15 protein-coding genes are annotated in these 19,777 nt (G+C 68.8%); 11 read left to right on the forward strand and 4 right to left on the reverse strand.

What is annotated here, in order from left to right; translation table 11 throughout:
- Window positions 1-54: 54 nt before the first annotated feature.
- The 6 genes from ASG12_RS20180 to ASG12_RS20205 are packed head-to-tail and all read left to right on the forward strand — an operon-like array spanning window position 55 to window position 9,576.
- Window positions 55-1,395 (forward strand): aspartate aminotransferase family protein, encoded by a 1,341-nt coding sequence (locus ASG12_RS20180; RefSeq protein WP_055793520.1) that lies wholly within the window; start codon window positions 55-57, stop codon window positions 1,393-1,395.
- Between the two features lie 8 nt (window positions 1,396-1,403).
- Window positions 1,404-4,430: an FAD-binding and (Fe-S)-binding domain-containing protein gene (locus ASG12_RS20185; protein ID WP_055793522.1), complete on the forward strand. Its 3,027-nt coding sequence runs from the start codon at window positions 1,404-1,406 to the stop codon at window positions 4,428-4,430.
- Window positions 4,427-5,911, forward strand: coding sequence for an NAD-dependent succinate-semialdehyde dehydrogenase (locus tag ASG12_RS20190; protein WP_055793523.1), 1,485 nt, complete (start codon window positions 4,427-4,429; stop codon window positions 5,909-5,911). The genes ASG12_RS20185 and ASG12_RS20190 overlap by 4 nt, the downstream gene beginning before the upstream one ends.
- A gap of 13 nt (window positions 5,912-5,924) precedes the next feature.
- Window positions 5,925-7,118 (forward strand): M24 family metallopeptidase, encoded by a 1,194-nt coding sequence (locus ASG12_RS20195; protein WP_045824447.1) that lies wholly within the window; start codon window positions 5,925-5,927, stop codon window positions 7,116-7,118.
- Between the two features lie 32 nt (window positions 7,119-7,150).
- On the forward strand, window positions 7,151-8,377 hold the full coding sequence (locus ASG12_RS20200; protein WP_055793525.1) for an aminotransferase-like domain-containing protein: 1,227 nt from the start codon (window positions 7,151-7,153) through the stop codon (window positions 8,375-8,377).
- A gap of 14 nt (window positions 8,378-8,391) precedes the next feature.
- Window positions 8,392-9,576: a M20 family metallopeptidase gene (locus tag ASG12_RS20205; protein WP_055793942.1), complete on the forward strand. Its 1,185-nt coding sequence runs from the start codon at window positions 8,392-8,394 to the stop codon at window positions 9,574-9,576.
- 83 nt (window positions 9,577-9,659) lie between these two features.
- Here ASG12_RS20205 and ASG12_RS20210 read toward each other — a convergent pair whose 3' ends face one another.
- Window positions 9,660-10,127 (reverse strand): OsmC family protein, encoded by a 468-nt coding sequence (locus tag ASG12_RS20210; RefSeq protein WP_055793527.1) that lies wholly within the window; start codon window positions 10,125-10,127, stop codon window positions 9,660-9,662.
- A gap of 172 nt (window positions 10,128-10,299) precedes the next feature.
- On the opposite strand from ASG12_RS20210, the gene ASG12_RS20215 reads away from it, so the two are divergent.
- Window positions 10,300-10,905 carry a flavin reductase family protein gene (locus ASG12_RS20215; protein ID WP_055793529.1) on the forward strand — a complete coding sequence of 202 codons (606 nt, stop codon included), beginning with the start codon at window positions 10,300-10,302 and terminating at the stop codon, window positions 10,903-10,905.
- A 101-nt stretch (window positions 10,906-11,006) separates the two neighbouring features.
- Here ASG12_RS20215 and ASG12_RS20220 read toward each other — a convergent pair whose 3' ends face one another.
- Both ASG12_RS20220 and ASG12_RS20225 read right to left on the reverse strand, forming a co-directional pair.
- Entirely contained in the window at window positions 11,007-12,389 is a 1,383-nt protein-coding gene (locus tag ASG12_RS20220) for an MFS transporter (RefSeq protein ID WP_055793531.1), read from the reverse strand.
- 186 nt (window positions 12,390-12,575) lie between these two features.
- The gene (locus ASG12_RS20225; RefSeq protein WP_055793532.1) at window positions 12,576-13,304 is read right to left on the reverse strand and encodes a GntR family transcriptional regulator; all 729 of its coding nucleotides are present in this window, start codon (window positions 13,302-13,304) and stop codon (window positions 12,576-12,578) included.
- A gap of 118 nt (window positions 13,305-13,422) precedes the next feature.
- On the opposite strand from ASG12_RS20225, the gene ASG12_RS20230 reads away from it, so the two are divergent.
- Together ASG12_RS20230 and ASG12_RS20235 are read left to right on the forward strand one after the other, a co-directional pair.
- On the forward strand, window positions 13,423-14,865 hold the full coding sequence (locus ASG12_RS20230) for an amidase (protein WP_055793534.1): 1,443 nt from the start codon (window positions 13,423-13,425) through the stop codon (window positions 14,863-14,865).
- A 37-nt stretch (window positions 14,866-14,902) separates the two neighbouring features.
- On the forward strand, window positions 14,903-15,718 hold the full coding sequence (locus ASG12_RS20235) for a MerR family transcriptional regulator (RefSeq protein ID WP_055793947.1): 816 nt from the start codon (window positions 14,903-14,905) through the stop codon (window positions 15,716-15,718).
- Between the two features lie 9 nt (window positions 15,719-15,727).
- On the opposite strand, the gene ASG12_RS20240 is transcribed toward ASG12_RS20235, so the two are convergent.
- Entirely contained in the window at window positions 15,728-16,627 is a 900-nt protein-coding gene (locus ASG12_RS20240; RefSeq protein WP_055793537.1) for an SCO6745 family protein, read from the reverse strand.
- Window positions 16,628-16,781: 154 nt separating this feature from the next.
- Between ASG12_RS20240 and ASG12_RS20245 the strand changes: the two genes are divergently transcribed.
- Window positions 16,782-18,107: an amino acid permease gene (locus tag ASG12_RS20245; RefSeq protein ID WP_200932853.1), complete on the forward strand. Its 1,326-nt coding sequence runs from the start codon at window positions 16,782-16,784 to the stop codon at window positions 18,105-18,107.
- Complete coding sequence (locus ASG12_RS20250) at window positions 18,100-19,749, forward strand: dihydroxyacetone kinase family protein (protein ID WP_055793542.1); 1,650 nt, start codon at window positions 18,100-18,102, stop codon at window positions 19,747-19,749. Before ASG12_RS20245 ends, ASG12_RS20250 begins: the two co-directional genes overlap by 8 nt.
- Window positions 19,750-19,777 lie beyond the last annotated feature (28 nt).

The raw sequence follows: 19,777 nt of genomic DNA on the forward strand, positions 1-19,777 counted from the left end.
AACCGGATAGTCCAATTGTTGACAATCCGACCATCCAACGGTCACCGTGTACCCATGACCTCCACCCTGGGCACCGTCGCGCACACCTCGAGCGGCGACAACACGACCGAGATCCACCGTGCTCGCGCCACTCTCAGTCCGGCGCTGAAGCAGGCCACGCCGGTCGTGGTCGACCACGCGACGGGGTCGTGGATCCACGGCACCGACGGGCGTTCCTACCTCGACTTCACCACCGGCATCGGCGTCACCAGCACCGGTCACTGCCACCCCCGCGTGGTCGCCGCCGCCCAGGAACAGTGCGGCAAGATCATCCACGCCCAGTACACGACCGTGATGCACCAGCCGCTGCTCGAACTCACCGATGCCCTCGGCGAGGTGCTCCCCGACGGCATCGACTCCGTCTTCTACGCCAACTCGGGTTCCGAGGCGGTCGAGGCGTCGATCCGGTTGGCGCGCATGGCCACCGGCCGCCCGAACATCGTCGTGTTCCAGGGCGGGTTCCACGGCCGCACCGTCGCCGCGGCCAGCCTCACCACCGCGGGCACCCGCTTCTCGGCCGGGTTCTCCCCGCTGATGAGCGGCGTGCACATGGCGCCCTTCCCCTACGCCTACCGCTACGGGATGGACACCGACACCGCCGTCGATTTCGCGCTGCGCGAGCTCGACTACCTCTTCGCCTCGCGGGTCGCCCCCAACGACACCGCCGCCATGCTCATCGAGCCGGTCCTCGGCGACGGCGGCTACCTGCCGACACCCCCGGCCTTCCTCGCCGGCCTCCGTGAGCGCGCCGACCGCCACGGCATCGTGCTCATCGTCGACGAGGTGCAGTCCGGCGTCGGACGCACCGGCAAGTTCTGGGGTCACGAGTTCTGCGACGGTCTCGTCCCCGACATCCTCATCACCGCCAAGGGCATCGCCTCGGGCTTCCCGATCTCGGCGATCGCCGCACCCACCGAGCTGATGGCCAAGGCGTGGCCGGGTTCGCAGGGCGGCACCTACGGCGGCAACGCCGTCGCCGCGGCCGCCGGTGTCGCGACACTGGCCGTCCTTGCCGAGGAGAACCTCGTCGACAACGCCCGCGAGCGCGGTGATCAGCTGCTCGCCGGTCTGGCGACCCTGGCCGAGCGGGTCCCCGCCATCGGCGACGTCCGCGGACAGGGCCTGATGGCGGGTATCGAGTTCATCGACCCCGATGCGTCGGGCTCCGTGCCGACCGCGAACGCGGCCGCCGCGGCCAAGGTGCAGCAGGCGTGCATCGATCAGGACCTGCTGACGCTGACCTGTGGACCGCTCGGCAACGTCGTGCGACTCATCCCCGCGCTGGTCGTCACCGCCGACGAGATCGACTCCGGGCTGGCCCGATTCGGCGCGGCGGTCGACGCCGTGCTGGGCTGAACCGCGCGGTGACCCTCACCCCGCACCGCGAGACCACCGGGGACGCCTCCCGGACCGCCACCGCGCTCCGGGGGCTCGGCCTCGACGCCGACGACTCGTCGCGTCGCCGGACCGAGTACTCCTACGACGCCTCGAATTACCGGCTGTCCCCCCTGTGTGTCGTGTTCCCGCGCACCGACATCGACGTCGCGACGGCCGCTCGCTGGTGTCACGAGCACGGTGTGCCGATCATCGCCCGCGGCGGCGGGACGGGTATGGGCGGCAACGCCATCGGCGAGGGCGTCGTGATCGACTTCTCCCGACACATGGACGTCGTCACCTCCGTCGACGTCGAGGGGCGCACCGCCGTCGCCCAGTCGGGCGTCGTGCTCACCGCCCTGCAGAAGCGGGTCCGCGAGATCAGCGGCGGTGCCCTGACGTTCGCGCCCGATCCATCGAGCCAGTCGCGGGCCACCGTCGGCGGCGCGATCGGCAACGATGCCTGCGGTAACCACTCGGTGCGCTACGGCCGCACCACCGATCACGTCGTCGCGATCTCGCTGGTGACCGCGGACGGGGTGCGCCTCACCGCCACCAGAACGGGCTTGACGGCCACCGATCCCGCTGACAGCGCCGCGGTCCGCCGCGCCGAGGATCTCACCGACGCCCTGCGTGATCTCGTCGGCGACAACCTCGCCCCGCTGCGCACCGAACTCGAACGCATCCCACGACAGGTGTCGGGCTACCACCTCGCACACCTGTTGCCCGAGCGCGGTTTCGACGTGGCCCGCGCGCTCGTCGGCAGCGAGGGCACCTGCGCGATAGTGGTGTCGGCGACGGTGTCGCTGGTGCCCGTCGCGGCGCACCCGCAGCTGCTGTGCCTGGGGTACCGCGACGTCGTCGACGCCGCCCGCGACGTCCCCACCATGCTGAGCTTCTCCCCCTCGGCGATCGAGGGCATCGACGAACGCATCGTCGCCACGATGCGGGCCCGGCGCGGCCGGTCGTCGGTCGAAGGCCTGCCGGACGGAAAAGCCTGGATATACGTCGAACTCGACGAGTTCAGTGCCGGCGATGTCCCCGCGGCGATCTCGGATCTGCTCGAGAAGTTGCGCGCGGAGGGTCGTCTCGTCGACGCGCGCACCGTGAGCGATCCGACGGCGCGTTCGATGCTGTGGCGTGTGCGCGAGGACGGCGCCGGGCTCTCGTCACGTCTGGTCGATCTCGACGACCCGGATGCGGGCAGCGGATACGAATCGTGGCCGGGTTGGGAGGACTCGGCCGTCGCACCGGAGAACCTGCCCGAGTACCTCGAGGGTTTCCAGGACCTGCTCGCCCACCACGGCCTCACCGGCGTGATGTACGGCCACTTCGGCGCCGGCTGCATGCACGTGCGCATCACCTTCGACCAGCGCACCGCATCGGGTCGGGAGACCATGCTCGCGTTCTGTCGCGACGCCGCGCACCTCGTGGTGGCCCACGGCGGATCGCTCTCGGGCGAACACGGCGACGGCCGCGCACGGTCGGAGCTGCTGCCGATCATGTACTCGCCCACCATGATGTCGATGTTCGCCGCGTTCAAGGACATCTGGGATCCGGCGCGCGTGCTCAACCCGGGCAGCATCGTCGACCCCGACGCGATCGGCGACCACCTCGCCCTCGACGGCATCCCGGCCCGCAACTGGACCACCGCGTTCGATCTCGGCATCCCCGGTCCCGGGGACAACGGTCGCGCCGATCACCCGCTCGAGGCCCCCGGACTCGATCCGTTCGTCCATGCGACACAGGCCTGTATCGGCGTCGGTCGGTGTCGCTCACACTCCGGCGGGGTGATGTGCCCCAGCTACCGGGCGACGCGCGATGAGAAGGACTCGACCCGCGCCCGCGCCCGGGTGCTGCAGGAGATGACGCGCACCGCCCCCGACATCAAGAGCGGGTGGCGCTCGAAGGACGTCCGCGAGTCCCTGGACCTGTGCCTGTCGTGCAAGGCGTGCTCCACCGACTGCCCCACCGGTGTCGACATGGCGACCTACCGGTCGGAGTTCTTCTCCCACCACTACCGCCACCGCCTACGGCCGATGTCGCACTACGCGTTGGGGTGGATGCCGGCCTGGCTACGACCCGCCACCGCCATGGCCCCGATGATCAACGCCGTTCTGGGAAGCCGGTTGTCGGTACCCGCCGCGCGTGTCGCCGGCCTCGACGCGCGGCGATCGATGCCCCGTTTCGCCCGCCGGAAGTCGGTGCGGGCGGCTCTGGCACCCCTGGTCCGCCGCACCGACGCACCGGTCGTGTTGTTCCTCGACTCGTTCACCAAGGCCTTCCGGCCCGACGTCGCCACCGCCGCCGCCCGCGTCCTCGGCGGCGGTGACACCGAACAGGTCAGCTGCGAGAAGGACAACTGCTGCGCACTGACCTGGATCTCGACCGGCCAGCTCGATCACGCGAAGAAGGTCCTGAACCGCACGGCCACTGCTCTCGACGACGGCACCGACCGACCGATCGTGGTGCCCGAGCCGAGTTGCGCTGCGGCACTGCGCAAAGACCTCCCCGAGCTGGTCCACACCGACGCCGCGAAGCGAGTCGCGGCGCGCGTCCGGAGTTTCGCCGCGCACGTCGGCGAGATGCTCGACGACGGCTACACCCCGCCGCCGATGCCCGAGTCGGTGACGGTGCAGACCCACTGCCACGAGTACGCGGTGTTCGGTCCCGCGACGCAGGTGTCGGTGCTCCGGCGACTCGGTGTCTCCGAGGTGACCTCGGCCGACGGATGCTGTGGCGTAGCAGGCAACTTCGGCTTCGAACGCGGACACTACGAGGTGAGCATGGCCGTCGGCGAACAGGCGTTGGCTCCGGCGCTGCGGGCACGCTCCGACGGCGCCCCCGTGCTCACCGACGGTTTCAGCTGCGCCATGGCCGTCGACCACCTCTCGGGCGTCGACAGCGCGATCACCTCGGTCACCGGAACCCATCTCGCCCAGCTCCTCGATCCCCGTACCGATACCCTGCGCCCCGACCCCCTGCGCACCGCACCCTCACGAAAGGATCCGACGTGACCGACCCCCGTGCCGCCGAACTGATCGGTAAGCTGAACACCGGACTGTTCATCGGCGGCAGCTGGAGCGCCGCCGAATCGGGCGCCACCTTCGCCGTGGAGAACCCCGCGACCGGCGAGCAGATCGCGACCGTCGCCGACGGCGGGGCCGCCGACGCGCAGCGCGCCATCGAAACCGCCGCGGCCACCCAGAAGAGCTGGGCGGCCACATCTCCCCGGTCGCGCAGCGAGATCCTCTACCGGGCACACCGGTTGATCCTCGAGCGCGCCGACGATCTCGCGTTGATCATGACCACCGAGATGGGCAAGCCGCTCGCCGAGGCCAAGGGGGAGGTCGCCTACGGCGCGGAGTTCTTCCGGTGGTTCGCCGAGGAGGCCGTCCGCATCGGGGGCGACCACACCACCACCGGCGACGGTGCCAACCGCATCGTGGTCACCAAGGAACCGGTCGGGCCCTGCGTGCTGATCACGCCGTGGAACTTCCCCCTCGCGATGGGCACCCGCAAGATCGGCCCGGCGGTGGCCGCCGGATGCACGATGGTGTTCAAGCCCGCCGAGCTGACCCCGCTGACCGCGCTCGCCCTGGCCGACATCCTCACCGAGGCAGGGCTTCCCGAAGGCGTGCTCAACATCGTGACCACCAACACCCCGGGTCCGGTGGTGACCACCTGGATGGACTCGGGACTGGCCCGCAAGCTCAGCTTCACGGGGTCGACCCAGGTCGGCAAGCTGCTGCTCGAGCAGGCGTCGCACACCGTGATGCGGACGTCGATGGAACTCGGGGGCAACGCCCCGTTCATCGTGTGCGCCGACGCCGACATCGACCGCGCCGTCGAGGGCGCGATGGTGGCCAAGATGCGCAACATGGGCGAGGCCTGCACCGCCGCCAACCGGATCTTCGTCGACCGTTCCGTCGCCGAGGAGTTCGGCACCAAACTGGCCGAGCGCATGGGTGCGCTCGTCGTGGGTGACGGTGTCGTCGAGGGCACGCAGGTCGGCCCGCTCGTGGAGGACAAGGCGCTGACGAAGGTCCGTGACCTCGTCGCCGACGCCGTCGAGCGCGGCGCGACGGTCATGTGCGGCGGTACCGCACCCGACGGCCCCGGCCACTTCTACCCGCCGACCGTGCTCAGTGGCGTGAGTCCCGAATCGGACCTGATGGCGACCGAGATCTTCGGTCCGGTGGCACCGCTCATCCCGTTCGACAGCGAGGACGAGCTGATCGCCATGGCCAACGACACCCCCTGGGGACTGGTGGGATACCTCTTCAGTCAGGACATCGACCGCGCGCTGCGACTGTCGGCGGCACTCGAGGTCGGCATGGTGGGTCTCAACACCGGCCTGGTCTCGAACCCGGCGGCGCCGTTCGGCGGCGTGAAGGAGTCGGGCCTGGGCCGTGAGGGCGGCCGGGTCGGCATCGAGGAGTTCCTCGAGACCAAGTACCTGGCCATCCCCAAATCTGCTCCTGTGTCGGGCACCTGAGAGGCGAGAACCCGTGTACCTCGGATCCCAGCTCTTCACCGACGACGAATACGCCACCCGGCTCCATCGTGTGCGCGAACTGATGGAACAGCAGGGACTCTCGGCCGTCATCGTCACCGACCCCGCGAACATCTTCTACCTCATCGGCTACAACGCGTGGTCGTTCTACACGCCGCAGATGTTGTTCGTGCCCATCGAGGGCGAGATGGTGTTCTTCCTGCGCGACATGGATGCCCATGGAGCGCACCGCACCACGTGGCTCCCGGCCGACCAGATCGTCGGCTACCCGGAGAGCTACGTGCACCGGCCGCACGTCCACCCCTTCGACTGGGTGGCATGGGCGCTGCGCCAACGACATCAGATCGCCCCGGCATCGCGGCAGGGCTCGGTGGGCCTCGAGATGGACTCGCACTTCTTCTCGCCCAAGGCCTACCGGGCGCTGTACAACGCGATCCCCGAGTGGAAGCTCGTCGACAGTTTCGAGCTCGTCAACTGGGTGCGGTCGGTGAAGTCCGACGCCGAGATCCAGCTGATGCGACAGGCCGGGATGGTCTGCTCGCAGGCCATGCGCGCCGCGATCGACACCATCGACGTCGGTGTGCGGCAATGTGATGCGGCGGCTGCGATCTCGCAGGCACAGATCACCGGCACCGACGACTTCGGCGGCGACTACCCGGCCATCGTGCCGATGATGCCGACCGGCGCAGCGGCCGACACCCCGCACCTCACCTGGCACCAGGGCACGTTCAACGACGACGAGGCCGTCGTGATCGAGCTGACCGGCGCGCACAACCGCTATCACTGTCCGCTGGCGCGCACGGTGTCGCTGGGGACGCCGAACAAGGATGTCGACTACGTGGCGGGCGCCACCGCCGAGGGCCTGAACAACGTCCTCGACGCGATTCGCCCCGGCGTGCCCACCCGTGAGCTCGCCTCCACGTGGAACTGGACGCTGGCGAAGTACGGGCTCGAGAAGCCCTCGCGTCTGGGCTATTCCATCGGGATCGGCTACCCACCCGACTGGGGCGAGCGCACCATCAGCATCCGCACCGAGGACGAGACGATCCTCGCCGAGAACATGACGTTCCACATCGTGTGCGGGATGTGGATGGACGGCTACGGATTCGAGCTGTCGGAGTCGGTTCGCGTGAGTGCGACCGGCGTGGAGACGTTCACCAGCTTCCCGCGTGAACTGATCCGCAAGTGACCTGATTTCTCTCTCGATCGAAGGAGCACGCCATGACCGCCACCGAGATCGCACGGACCGCCCCCACCCTGCCCCTCGCCGGACGGGCGAAGGACCTGGTGGGTTCGATGATCGACTCGTCGACGTCGCTGCTGGCGGCGCAGACCCACGACATCGTGCGCTTCGCGATGGGGTCGCCCGCCGACGAGGCGGTGCCGTCGGAGGAGTTCCGCGAGATCGCCGGGACGATCCTCGACGCGTCGTCGTTCACCTACGGCGCCACCGAGGGCGAGCCCCGTCTGCTCGAGCTCTTGGTGAAATACCTGGCGGGAACGCCGGATCCGTCGAGCGAGGACCGACTCGTCATCACCACCGGCGGGATGCAGGGCCTCGACCTGGCGTGCAAACTGTTCATCGATCCGGGTGATCTCGTGGTCGTGGAATCGCCGACCTACACCAACGGCAGCGCCACGGCGTTGTCGTACGGGGCGCAGCTCCTCGAGGTCCCCGTCGACGACGAGGGCATGCGGGTCGACATGATGCAGGATCTGGTCGCCCACCACCACCGGCCGCCGAAGGCGATCTACACGATCCCGACCTTCCAGAACCCGTCCGGCGTCACGATGTCGCTCGAGCGGCGGAAGGCGTTGCTGGAGTTGGCGCATCGGTGGGGCTCGGTGATCATCGACGATGACCCGTACGGCCTGCTGCGCTTCTCCGGGCAGGACATCCCGACCTTCCAGACGCTCAGCCCGCAGGACCCGCTGCTGTTCTCGGTGCGCACGTTCTCGAAGATCCTCGCGCCCGGTTGGCGAGTGGGGTGGGTCGATGCCGATCCGTCGATCCGGCAGCTGCTCATCAATGGCAAGCAGGCCATGGACACGTGTACCAATGTGCCCAACCAGCACATCGTCGCCGAGTACATCGCGCGCGGCGGCCTCGACGATCACCTCGCGTCGATCCGGGTGCTCTACCGCGAGCGCAAGGACGCGATGCTCGACTCCATCGCGCGACATCTCGGCGATCGGGTGACCACCACCAACCCCGAGGGCGGGTTCTTCCTCTGGTTGACGCTCGCCGGCGAGTTCGGCGAGATCGACACCCGGGAGCTGTTCGAGGTCGCGTTGGCCGACGGTGTCGCGTTCATCCCCGGTCCGGCGCTCTCGCCCGGCGGGCGTTTCCGCAACGCCCTGCGGCTGTGTTTCGCCTCGAGCACCCCCGAGCGGATCGACGAGGGCATCAAGCGGCTCGCCGGAAGCCTTGAGAAGATGGTGGCGTGACCGACGCGCTCCCCCTGCTCACCGCACAGAACGAACGCGAACGCGCGGTGTGCGCGACGATCACCGCGGAGTCGATCGTCGAGCTCACGCGCGCGCTCGTCGAACAACCCAGCGTCAACCCCGGCGGCACCGAGGCCTCGACGGTGGCCGTCCTGGCCGAGGCCGCCCGTGGCGCGGGTGCCTCGGTCGACGTCGTCGAGGTGGCGCCCGATCGCCCGAACCTGGTCGCCACCCTGCCCGGCGGGGACGGGCCGGGACTGATGTTCCTGGGCCACTCCGACGTGGTACCCACCGGGCCGGGCTGGACCGCCGATCCGTTCGTGTCGCGCGTGGTCGACGGCAGGATCATCGGCCGCGGGGCCACCGACATGAAGGGCGGGCTCGCCGCGATCGTCGTCGCCATCAACGCGTTGCGCGACGAGACGCTCAGTGGCCCGGTGCGTCTCACGTGCACGGTCGACGAGGAGGAGCACGGGATCGGTGTGCGCGACCTGGTGTCGCGGCCCGACGGGGTGTCGTTCCTCGGCTGCGTGGTGGCCGAACCCACGGGCCTCGACACCGTGATCGCGTGCCGCGGAGCGTCGTACATCTCGATCGAGATCTGCGGGCGGGCAGCGCATTCCGGTAGACCCGCCGACGGGCGTAACGCCATCAACGCCGCCGCGCGCATCATCGAGATCATCCGCGCCGACCACGACGCCATGCAGACCGAGCTCGACCCGCTGCTCGGCGCGGGCACCTGGAACGTCGGGACGATCACCGGCGGTCAGGGCATCTCGGCCGTCGCACCCGACGCATCGATCGGGATCGACCGACGACTCATGCCCGACGAGGACGCCGAGGCGATCGCCGCCGCGTTGCGCGAGCGGGTCGCGGCCGACGGCATCGACACCGACGGCATCGAGGTCGACATCGCGGTCACCATGCAGATGCCGGGCTTCCGCACCGCCGAGGACCATGCATTGGTGACCTCGGCCGTCGACGCCGTCCGCGACGCCGGCGGCACCACCTCGATCGGCGGCTGGACCGCGGCGTGCGACGGCGGGTTCGTCACCCGCGACCTCGGGATCCCGTGCATCGTCCTCGGTCCCGGCGACATCAACACCCAGGCCCACCAACCCGACGAATCGGTCGTCATCGACGACCTCGTCACCGCCGCGCGCGCCTACGCCCTCATGGCCCTCCGCCTGCTTTCCTGACCCCCACCCGCCAGTTGGGCACGTAAAGCCCGCAGTTGGGCACGTAAGGCCCGTCTGTCGGGCCGACGTTCGGCGCCGGGTCGCTACCCGACGACGATCTCCGGCAGGTGTGCGATCGCGACGTTCACCGATCGCGCGATGAAGCACATTCGACCGACGTCGTCGTGCAGCGCCAACGCGGTCGAGGAATCCGACGACGGACTGACCGTCACGGTCGGTCGCAGTGTGATGGCCGTGAATTCGCCCGAGCCGTCAGGGTTCACCCCCATCGTTCCCGTCGGATGGTCTCGGTAGTCCGTCACCACGACCCCCGCCCGAGACGCCAGGTGGAGGTACCAGAGCAGGTGACAGTTCGCGATCGACGCGAGAAACAGTTGTTCGGGGTTCCACCGCGAGGGATCACCCAGGAAATGCGGGTCCGCGGACCCCATGATGGCGTCGGTGAGGGGCGAGCTGACGATGTGGTCCCGCCCGTATGCACGGTAGCTCTCGGTCCCGAGACCGCGATCACCCGTCCACAGCAGTTCGAGCTCGTAGCTGTGTTCTGCCATCGTCACCCCATCCCGTCGTCACCCGCCGACATGCCATTCATCCCGGACATGTCACATACTGGTCGATTCACGACACGGTCCGCGATGTGTTTTCGCCGGCGGGGGTCCGCAGCTGAGCGATACCCGGTGAACGATTCGAAGGGGCCCGAACAATCTCGGGCAGACTGGAACCATGAGTTCATCGAGCGACCGCATCGTGCACGATCCCGCCACCGTCGATCCGGGCGATTTCTACAAGCTGTTGACCGCGTCGGTCGTCCCGCGGCCGATCGCGTGGGTGTCGAGTCGTAGCTCCGACGGCATCGACAACCTGTCGCCGTACAGCTTCTTCTCGGTGTCGTCGACGAGTCCGCCGGTCGTGCAGTTCACATCGGTCGGCGGCGCGAAGGACAGCGCGCGCAACGCCATCGACACCGGCCAGTTCGTGATCAACATCGTCTCGACGTCGTTGATGCACCTCGCCAACGACAGTTCGGCCGGGTTCGATTCCGACGTCGACGAATTCGTCGAGGCGGGCATCCCGTCCACACCGGCGACCGTGGTCGATTGTCTGCGCGTCGCCGACTCCCCCATCGCGATCGAGTGCCGCCTGCACAGGTCGATCGAGGTCGGGAACAGCGTCGTGATCATGGGCGAGGTCGTCGCGCTGACCGTCGATCCCGCGATCGTCGCCGACGACGGACTACCCGACTACGACAAGCTCGCCGCCGTCAGTCGCCTCGGCCGCATCGAGTGGGGTATGCCGGGCGAGACCGTCGACCTCGACCGCCCCCACTAGGGCCCACTCGACGCGAACGTCCGCCCACCTGCGGTCGTCACGTGCCCAACTGCGGTCGTTACGTGCCCAACCGCGGGCGTTAGGTGCCCAACTGGCGGGGGTCAGGCGTGGGTGAGGGCCTTCTCGGCGTCGGACTCCTCGCCGGGGATCTCGGTGCCGCGGATCGAGCATCCTGCGGTCTCGCGCAGGAACAACAGGGCGACCATGCCGATCGCGCAGGCGATCATCATGTAGCCGGCCGGGAAGAGGTCCCAGCCGTCGTTGTTCTCCACGACGGCGTCGTTCACGAGCGGCGCGGTACCGCCGAACGCCGCGGTCGCGACGTTGTAGGAGATCGCGAAGCCGGCGTAGCGCACCTGGGTGGGGAACATCGCCGGGAACGTCGCCGAGATGGTGGCCAGCTGCGGGATGTAGAGCACACCGAGGACCACGAATCCGATGATGGCCCAGACGAATCCCTGACCCATCAACCAGAACATGGGCAGCGCGAACACGAACAGACCGATCAGCGACACCCACCACATCGGTTTGCGGCCGGTGCGGTCGGAGAGCCGCCCGACGAACGGGATCAGCGCCATCATCACCAGCTGACCGATCAGCATGGTCACGGTGCTGTCGTTGCCCTCGAGCCCGATGGTGTTCTTCAGGTACGTCGGCAGGTAGGCCAGCAGCGTGTAGTTCGCGACGTTGAGCGCGATCACCATGCCGAACATGATGATGATCGGCCGACGGTAGTCACGGAGGAGATCGACGAAGCGCGTCCACGCGGTGCCCTCGATCTCGCCCTTCTGTTCCATCTCGCGGAACACCGGGGTGTCCTCCATCTGATTACGGAGGTAGAGACCCACGAGACCCAGTGGCAGCGCGAAGAAGAACGGGATGCGCCAGCCCCAGGTCTGCATCTGATCGTCGGTGAGGTTCAGTTCGAGCACCAGCACGAACGCGGTACCGAGCACGAAGCCGGCGAGCGTCCCGAACTCCAGGAACGATCCGTACTTGCCGCGCTTCTTGTCGGGGGCGTACTCGGCCATGAACGTTGCCGCGCCGCCGTATTCACCACCGGTCGAGAAGCCCTGCACCACACGGAGAACGATCAGCAGGATCGGCGCCCACACACCGGCGACGGCGTGCGTGGGCAGCACGCCGATGAGGGCGGTGGCGATCGAGATGAGCATGATCGTCATGGCCAGCACGGCTTTACGGCCGATCCGGTCGCCGATCGGTCCCCACACCATGCCACCCAGCGGTCGCAGCGCGAACGACACCGCGAAGCCGAGCATGGTGCCGATGGTGCCGAGATCGCCCGGGAAGAAGGCCTGCGTCAGGTAGGTGGCGGTGGCGGCGTAGACGCCGTAGTCGTACCACTCGGTCGCGTTGCCGATCGCCGATGCGCCGATCGCCTTGCGGAGCAATTTCTTGCCCTCGGGGGTCTCGGGATCGGGCAGACCGGGAGCATCTCCGGCGTTCGCGGTCTTGGTGGTCATGTGGTGCCTCCGGCGTCGGGAACTACGCGGGTCGATGTGGGCGCTCGGTGTGCGCTCTCGTTGTCGGTGCGCGTTGTTGCACACCCGAACAGGTGAGGCAACGGTAGCCGGTTCGCGGTGCTCACGAGGCGGATACCCCCGTCCTCGCAGGTAGATCGACCGCCCACGACGGCGTGGCGCCACCGATCACGGTGCGTGGCCCGGCGGAACGGTCTGCGCGACCACCGCGGACTCATCGGGCATGAGGCGCGCCAACCCGTCTCGCATGTGCGCGATCATCAGTTCGTCAGCGGTGGCGAGGTCGCCGGTGACGATGGCGTGGACGATCTCGGTGTGTTCGTCGATGCGCGCCTGCGCCGACGCGTAGGTTCCACGCATGGCGCCCAGGCACATCCGTGTCTCGACCAGGATCGTCTCGTGGATGCGCGAGAGTCGTGGACTGCGAGCACATTCCACGAGCTTGGCGTGGAAGGCCATGTCCGCGTCGGCGATCTCGCGGCCGTTCGGGTCGTCGGCGAACGCCTGCATGTGGTCGATCGTCGCCTCGAGAGCAGTGATGTCGGCGGGATCTCGCCGCGCCACCACCTGCGCCAGCGCCGCCCGCTCGATCGCCGAGCGGGCCACGTACATGTCGTTGATGTCGTCGTCGTCCATCGAGATCACGAAGAGCCCGCGATTGCGGTAGCTGACCAGCAGCCCTTCCTGCGTGAGACGCTGCATGGCCTCACGTAGAGGACCTCGGCTCACACCGAGGTCGGCGGCGAGGCCGGACTCGGTCAGCTGGGTCCCGGGCGCGAAGTCTCCCGCCGCGATGGCCGCGCGCAGCTTGCGCGCGATGATCGCCGGCGTCGACTCCTGCACCAGCGGGTCGAGGACCCGTTTGCGGGTGCTCGGCCCTCCCTCGAGGTCAGTCATGGCCCGTCACATTCATGCACCGATGGTGCGAGCTGAATCGGTAGATTGTCAACAATCTACGTCGTGGACGCCCGCGGTGCTCACGGGGGCTCGGCGACAGCGCCTCTATATTCGAGCGATGAGTGGATCGCACCGCCGCCACGCCTTCACCGACGACGCCCTCGGAGACCTCGACGCCACCGGGGTGGCCGCCGCCATCGCCTCAGGTGAGATCTCGTCCGCCGAGGCCGTGGCCGCCGCCATCGCACGCGCCGAGGCCGTCAATCCGCACCTCAACGCCATGCAGACACCCGACTACGACCGTGCGACGGCCTTCGCGCGCAGTCCGGGCACCGGGGTGTTCGCCGGCGTCCCGACGGTGATCAAGGACAACACCGACGTCGCCGGACTCGCGTCGAACCAGGGATCGCTGGCCGTGAACGCCACTCCCGCGAAGCGCAACGCCGCCGTCACCGACCAATACCTCTCGACCGGTCTCATCAGCCTCGGCAAGTCGACGATGCCCGAGTTCGGGTTCAACGCAAGCACCGAGTACGAGGATCTGCCACCCACCCGCAACCCGTGGGACACCACGTTCTCGGCCGGTGCGTCGTCGGGCGGATCGGCCGCGCTGGTCGCCGCCGGGGTGGTGCCGATCGCGCACGCCAACGACGGCGGCGGCTCCATCCGCATCCCCGCCGCGGCGTGCGGACTCGTCGGCCTGAAGATGACGCGGGGGCGCGAACTCCCCGACGCCCACGCGAAGGATCTGCCGGTCAACCTCGTGTCGAACGGCGCACTGACACGGTCGGTACGCGACACCGCGCACTTCGCCGCACAGATCGAGCGGTACCGACCCGCGCCGTCGCTGCGGCCGATCGGCCTCGTGGAGGGTCCGTCGCCGAAACGACTGCGCATCGGTGTCGTGAACCGCTCGCTGAGCGAGTTCCCGGTCGACGCGGCCACCAGCGCCGCCGTCACCGAGACCGCCCGGCGCCTTGCCGATCTCGGCCACGACGTCCGCGAGATCGGACTGCCGCTGCCCGAACGCGATCTCACGCGGTTCAAGGACGACTTCATCCACCTGTGGGGGCTGCTGGCGTTCGGCGTGCAGAAGTTCGGGTCGCGGGTGATGAGTCCCGATTTCGACGGCGACCGCACCGAGTCGCTCACCCGCGGACTGTCGAGCCAGTTCCTGCGCAACGCCTGGCGTACACCGACCGCGCTGTGGCGTTTGCGAGCCGCTGAGGCGAAGTACCACACCAGCTTCGCCGATCTGGACGCGATGGTGTCGCCGGTGGTCGCGCACACGACACCCGAACTCGGATACCTCTCCCCCGCCAACGGTTTCGACGTCCTCTTCCCGCGTTTGATCGCCTACGTCGCCTTCACCCCACTGAACAATGCCGCCGGCGGGCCGGCGATCTCGTTGCCGCTGGGCCGCACCGCCGCGGGAATGCCGTTGGGCGTGCAGATCTCGGCCGACCACGGCGACGAACGGACGCTGCTCGAGCTCGCGTGGGAACTCGAGGCGGACCGGCCCTTCGCCCGGATCCAGGATCCGGTGTCCGAGGGGGCTTGACCCTCACACCGTGTGAGGGCTCAGCGTGGACAGCGTCATGATCACCATCGGAGACCTCGCCTCACTCGCCCGGGTGTCGGTGCGGATGTTGCGGCACTACGACGCGATCGGGCTGCTCACGCCCGCACACGTCGACCCACACACCTCGTACCGGTACTACGACCTCGATCAACTGCGTCGGCTCAACCGGATCGTCGCGCTGAAGGACCTCGGGTTCACCCTCGAGGCCGTCGGACGCATCGTCGACGACGAGCTGACCGGTGACGATCTGCGGACCCTGCTGCGCACGCGGCAGGCCGAGATCGCCGCCTCGATCGCGGCCGAGGAACACCGCCTGGCGCGTGTGGCGGCGCGGATCCGCATCATCGAGAGCGAGAACGCAATGACCACCGCACACATCACCACCACCGTCGTCACACCGGTCCGCCACGTGGGGCTGACCGCCGTCGCCGAGAGCGCGACGAGCGAGGCCGTCGGGCCGGTGATCCAGCCGATGTACCCGCGGATCATCGAGGCGTTGACCGCGGCAGGCGCGACGCCGACCGGGCCCAGCGTCGCCTACTACCGACCCGAGCCGACCGCCGGAGAGGAGGCGGTCCGGGTGCACGCCACGTTCCCCGTCGGCGACGTCGACATCGCCGGCCTGGCGACCATCGACCTCCCCGGCGGTGAGTACGCGTCGATCATCCACACCGGCTCGATGGACACCGTCGACTCCGCCTACCAGCAGCTCAACCGCTGGGTCACCGATCAGGGACTGCACCTCACCGGCGAGGGCCGCGAGATCTACCTCGAGATGTCGGACGACCCTGCCGACTGGGTGACCGAGGTGCAGGTCGCCTTCACCCGCTGAGGCCAGCGGTCACTTCTTCTTCGTGCCCGGGAGGACCCCGGCATCGATGACCGCCTTCACGAACGGTCGCGCCGAGGCCATGAGGTCGTCGAAGTCGTCGACATCGGCCCATGCTGCGGCCGCGGAGTCGTCGGTGATCTCCTCGATCTCGGCGTAGAGCGCGGCGCCGGCGTCGGTGAGGGTGTCGGTCACCTTGCCGGCGTCGTCGGTCGAGCGCGACAGCAGTCCGCGGTCCACGAGGCCGTCGGCGGCGGTGTCCCACTGCTCGTCGGACCAGCCGCGCGTCAGCTGCGACATCCGACGCCCGAGTCCGCGTTTGCGGATCGCCGGGTCGGGGTGTCGGGCCTCGTGGAACACGACGGCCTCGAGCCGGTCGAGGGTCGCGCCCACCAGTGCGGCGATGTGGCCGTCGCCGCGCCATTCACGCAGGATCGCGACGGCGTGCCACAGCGCGACGGCCGGGTCGTCGGGGCGCGGGACGTGCGCCCACGCCGAGGCCAACGTGCGACCGGCCATCGGTGCGCGGGCGGCGATCGCATAGAAGCGGTCGGCGAGTGCGGTCAGTGTCGCGGGGTCGGCGGCGTCGCCGTAGACGTGTGCGAGCGACTCGGCCAGCATCGCGTCGCGGCGTCGCGCCACGTCGTCGAGTCCGACCGCCTTCGCCGCCTCCCAGCCGGGGTGCACGATGTCCTCGCTGAAGTTGTAGAACGCCGCCGAGACCACCGACGGCACACACTCGCCGAGCGGCGCCCCGCGGGCACCCACGTAGAAGGCGTAGGCGTCGAGTCCGGTGTCGGCCTGGGCGGCGCCGAGCCCCGGGTTGAAGTAGCACAGCACGTGCATCGGTTCGAGCGTCTCGTAGGCCGTGCGCGCACGTGCTCGCGCGGTCGCGTCGAATCGGTGCGCCATCTGCAACTCCTCGTGCCAGCATGAGTGGGAACCATCTCACGGTAGCCACACCGCCTGCCGCGACGCGCTCGACCTCACACGAAGGGCCTTTGTGACCACCACCCCCACACAGCCCGCCTCTCTCGGCGCGAACCTCAAGCCGCGTCACATCACGATGATCTCCATCGCGGGCGTGATCGGCGCGGGACTGTTCGTCGGGTCGGCGACGGCGATCAAAGAGGCCGGCCCCGCCGTTCTCATCTCCTACGGCCTCGCCGGCACGCTCGTGGTCCTGGTGATGCGGATGCTGGGCGAGATGGCGACCGCCAACCCCGACACCGGTTCGTTCTCGGTGTATTCCCAACGTGCGCTGGGTCGTTGGGCCGGCTTCTCGGTCGGATGGCTCTACTGGTGGTTCTGGGTGTTGGTGATCCCGGTGGAGGCCACGGCCGCGGCCGACGTGCTCAGCCGACTGATCGGCAGCGAGCAGTGGGTGTGGGCGCTGGCCGTCACACTGCTGCTCACCGCCACGAACCTGGTCAGCGTGGGCAACTACGGCGAGTTCGAGTTCTGGTTCGCGCTGATCAAAGTCGTTGCCATCGTGGCGTTCATCGCGATCGGCCTCGTCGCGATCCTCGGCATCTTCCCGGGCTCCGACGTGAGCGGGGTGAGCAACCTGTGGCAGCCCGACGGGTTCTTCGCCAACGGCTACTCCGCGATCGTCGCGGCCATGCTCACCACGATGTTCTCGTTCATGGGCACCGAGATCGTGACCATCGCCGCCGCCGAGTCCCCCGATCCACGCAAGGGGATCAGCCGCGCGGTCAACTCCGTGATCTGGCGGATCTTCCTGTTCTACATCGGCTCGATCTTCGTCGTCGTCGCGCTGGTCCCCTACGACCGCCTCGACGACGGCTCGTATCAGACGGTGTTGCAGGCCATCGGCATTCCCGGTTCGGCGCGCATCATGGACATCGTGGTGCTGACCGCCGTCGCGTCCTGCCTGAACTCGGCGCTCTACACCGCCTCGCGGATGCTGTTCTCGTTGGGCGAGCGCAACGAGGCGCCGTCGGTGGTCCGTCGCCTCACCCACAACGGTGTGCCGTGGGTGGCGGTGCTGGCGTCGATGGTGGTGGGTTTCCTCGCCGTCATCGGCAACTATGTGTTGCCCGACAAGATCTTCGGATACCTGCTCGCCACGAGCGGCGCGGTGGCGCTGTTCGTCTACCTCGCGATCGCGGCCAGCCAGTTCGTGCTCGGCCGGCAGATGCGCGCCGCGGGTGACCTCCCGCCGGTGCGCATGTGGCTCTTCCCGTATCTGACCGTCGTGGCGATGGTCTTCATCGTGGCGGTGCTGGTGCTGATGGTCTTCGACGACAACCAGCGTGAGCCGATCTTCTTCTCGGTGATCTCGGCGGTCGTCATCGTCGCGATCGGTGTGTGGCATCACCGCCGCTCCGACGCCCCGAAGGATCTCGTGTCGGGGTCGACCCGTGGCTGACCCCGACGCGCGGCCGGTACACCGCTACGTCAGCGGCGACCCCCGACGGTTCCTCACCGACGCCCTCGCCGGCTTCGTTGCCGCGCATGACCACATCGCATGGGAACCCGACCCAGGCTTCCTGTACCGGACCGATCGCGAGGGCGGCGGGGTGGCGCTGGTGTCGGGCGGCGGATCGGGTCACGAGCCGATGCACTCGGGACTGGTCGGCGCCGGCATGCTCGACGCCGCCTGTCCCGGACTGGTGTTCACCTCCCCGAACGCACTGCAGGTCGCCGCGGCGACACGGCATGTCGATCGTGGCGACGGTGTGCTGCACATCGTGAAGAACTACACCGGCGACGCCATGAACTTCCGTGTCGCCCGCCGACTCGTCGACGGTGACGTCGAGACCGATCACGTCCTCATCGACGACGATGTCGCCACCGACTCCGATCACGACGGTCCCGGTCGCCGCGGTACCGGTGCCACGGTGATCGTCGAGAAGGTCTGTGGCGCAGCCGCTGCGCGCGGCGACAGTCTCTCCGCGGTCGCCGATCTGGGTCGCCGCGTCGCGGCGGGTGCCCGCAGCTTCTCGGTGGCGTTCGCGCCGTGCACCGTCCCGGGCGCCGACCGTACGAGTTTCGACCTCGCTCCCGACGAGATGGAGTACGGGGTCGGGATCCACGGCGAGAGCGGGGTCGACCGGATCCCGCAGCAGCCCGTCGACGAGCTGGTCTCCGGCATGCTGGGGCGCATCCTCGACGCGTTGGCACCCGACGACGGTGAGCCGCTGATCGTGTTCGTCAACGGGTTGGGATCGACCCATCCGCTCGAACTCGGCGTGGTGTTCGACCAGGTGGTGCGACAGCTGACCGCGCGTGGTCTCGAGGTGCGGCGCAGCCTCGTCGCGACGCTGGTGACCGCGCTCGACATGGCCGGCTTCTCGCTCACCGTGGTGCGCTGCGACGACGAGGTCGTCGAGCTGTTCGACGCCCCCACCGACGCCCCGGGATGGCCCGCGCGCACCGCCACGACGTCGGCGCATCCGGTCGATGTGGCGTTCGCCGAACCCGACGACGCCGCCGACGACGGGCCCGAATGCGGTTGGCTCAGTGCGTTCGTCGAACGTGTGCAGGGCTCGATCGACGAACTCACCGACCTCGACCGCCGCGCCGGTGACGGCGATTTCGGCGCGAACATGGCTGCGGCGCTGGATCATCTGGATCTGCCGTTGCGCGGCTCGGAGGCATCGGTCGCTCGGGCATTGAGCACGTCGTTCCTGGTGCGTTCCGGTGGCACCTCGGGAGCGGTGTTCGGCACCCTGTTCGCCGAACTGGCGACCGCCGCTTCGGATTTTGGCGGTGCCGATGTCCTGGCGAACGGCGTGGCGAACGCCCTGCGCGAGATCACCGACCTCGGGGGTGCACGCGTGGGCGACAACACCCTGGTCGACGCGCTGGCGCCCGCGTCCGATGCCCTGGCCTCCGGGGCGTCGCTCGACGATGTCGCCGCCGCGGCCGAGGCCGGTGCCGAGTCGACGCGGGACCTGGTCGCGTCACGGGGGCGCGCGAGCTACGTGGGCGACCGGGCGCGCGGCGTGGTCGATCCCGGTGCGCTCCTGATCGCCTGGCTGTTCCGCGCCGCCGCCGACCACCGGTGAGGCCTCGACCACGGACCGGGGGCGATCC

This window comes from Williamsia sp. Leaf354 (assembly GCF_001424365.1).
Classification (GTDB): Bacteria; Actinomycetota; Actinomycetes; order Mycobacteriales; family Mycobacteriaceae; genus Williamsia_A.

Excerpts from the sequence above, each read along its gene's own strand:
- ASG12_RS20235 (WP_055793947.1), top strand. The coding sequence starts at position 14,903 with ATGATCACCATCGGAGACCTCGCCTCACTCGCCCGGGTGTCGGTGCGG.
- ASG12_RS20225 (WP_055793532.1), bottom strand. The coding sequence starts at position 13,304 with ATGACTGACCTCGAGGGAGGGCCGAGCACCCGCAAACGGGTCCTCGAC.
- ASG12_RS20180 (WP_055793520.1), top strand. The coding sequence starts at position 55 with ATGACCTCCACCCTGGGCACCGTCGCGCACACCTCGAGCGGCGACAAC.
- ASG12_RS20230 (WP_055793534.1), top strand. The coding sequence starts at position 13,423 with ATGAGTGGATCGCACCGCCGCCACGCCTTCACCGACGACGCCCTCGGA.
- ASG12_RS20200 (WP_055793525.1), top strand. The coding sequence starts at position 7,151 with ATGACCGCCACCGAGATCGCACGGACCGCCCCCACCCTGCCCCTCGCC.
- ASG12_RS20220 (WP_055793531.1), bottom strand. The coding sequence starts at position 12,389 with ATGACCACCAAGACCGCGAACGCCGGAGATGCTCCCGGTCTGCCCGAT.
- ASG12_RS20215 (WP_055793529.1), top strand. The coding sequence starts at position 10,300 with ATGAGTTCATCGAGCGACCGCATCGTGCACGATCCCGCCACCGTCGAT.
- ASG12_RS20240 (WP_055793537.1), bottom strand. The coding sequence starts at position 16,627 with ATGGCGCACCGATTCGACGCGACCGCGCGAGCACGTGCGCGCACGGCC.
- ASG12_RS20245 (WP_200932853.1), top strand. The coding sequence starts at position 16,782 with ATGATCTCCATCGCGGGCGTGATCGGCGCGGGACTGTTCGTCGGGTCG.
- ASG12_RS20210 (WP_055793527.1), bottom strand. The coding sequence starts at position 10,127 with ATGGCAGAACACAGCTACGAGCTCGAACTGCTGTGGACGGGTGATCGC.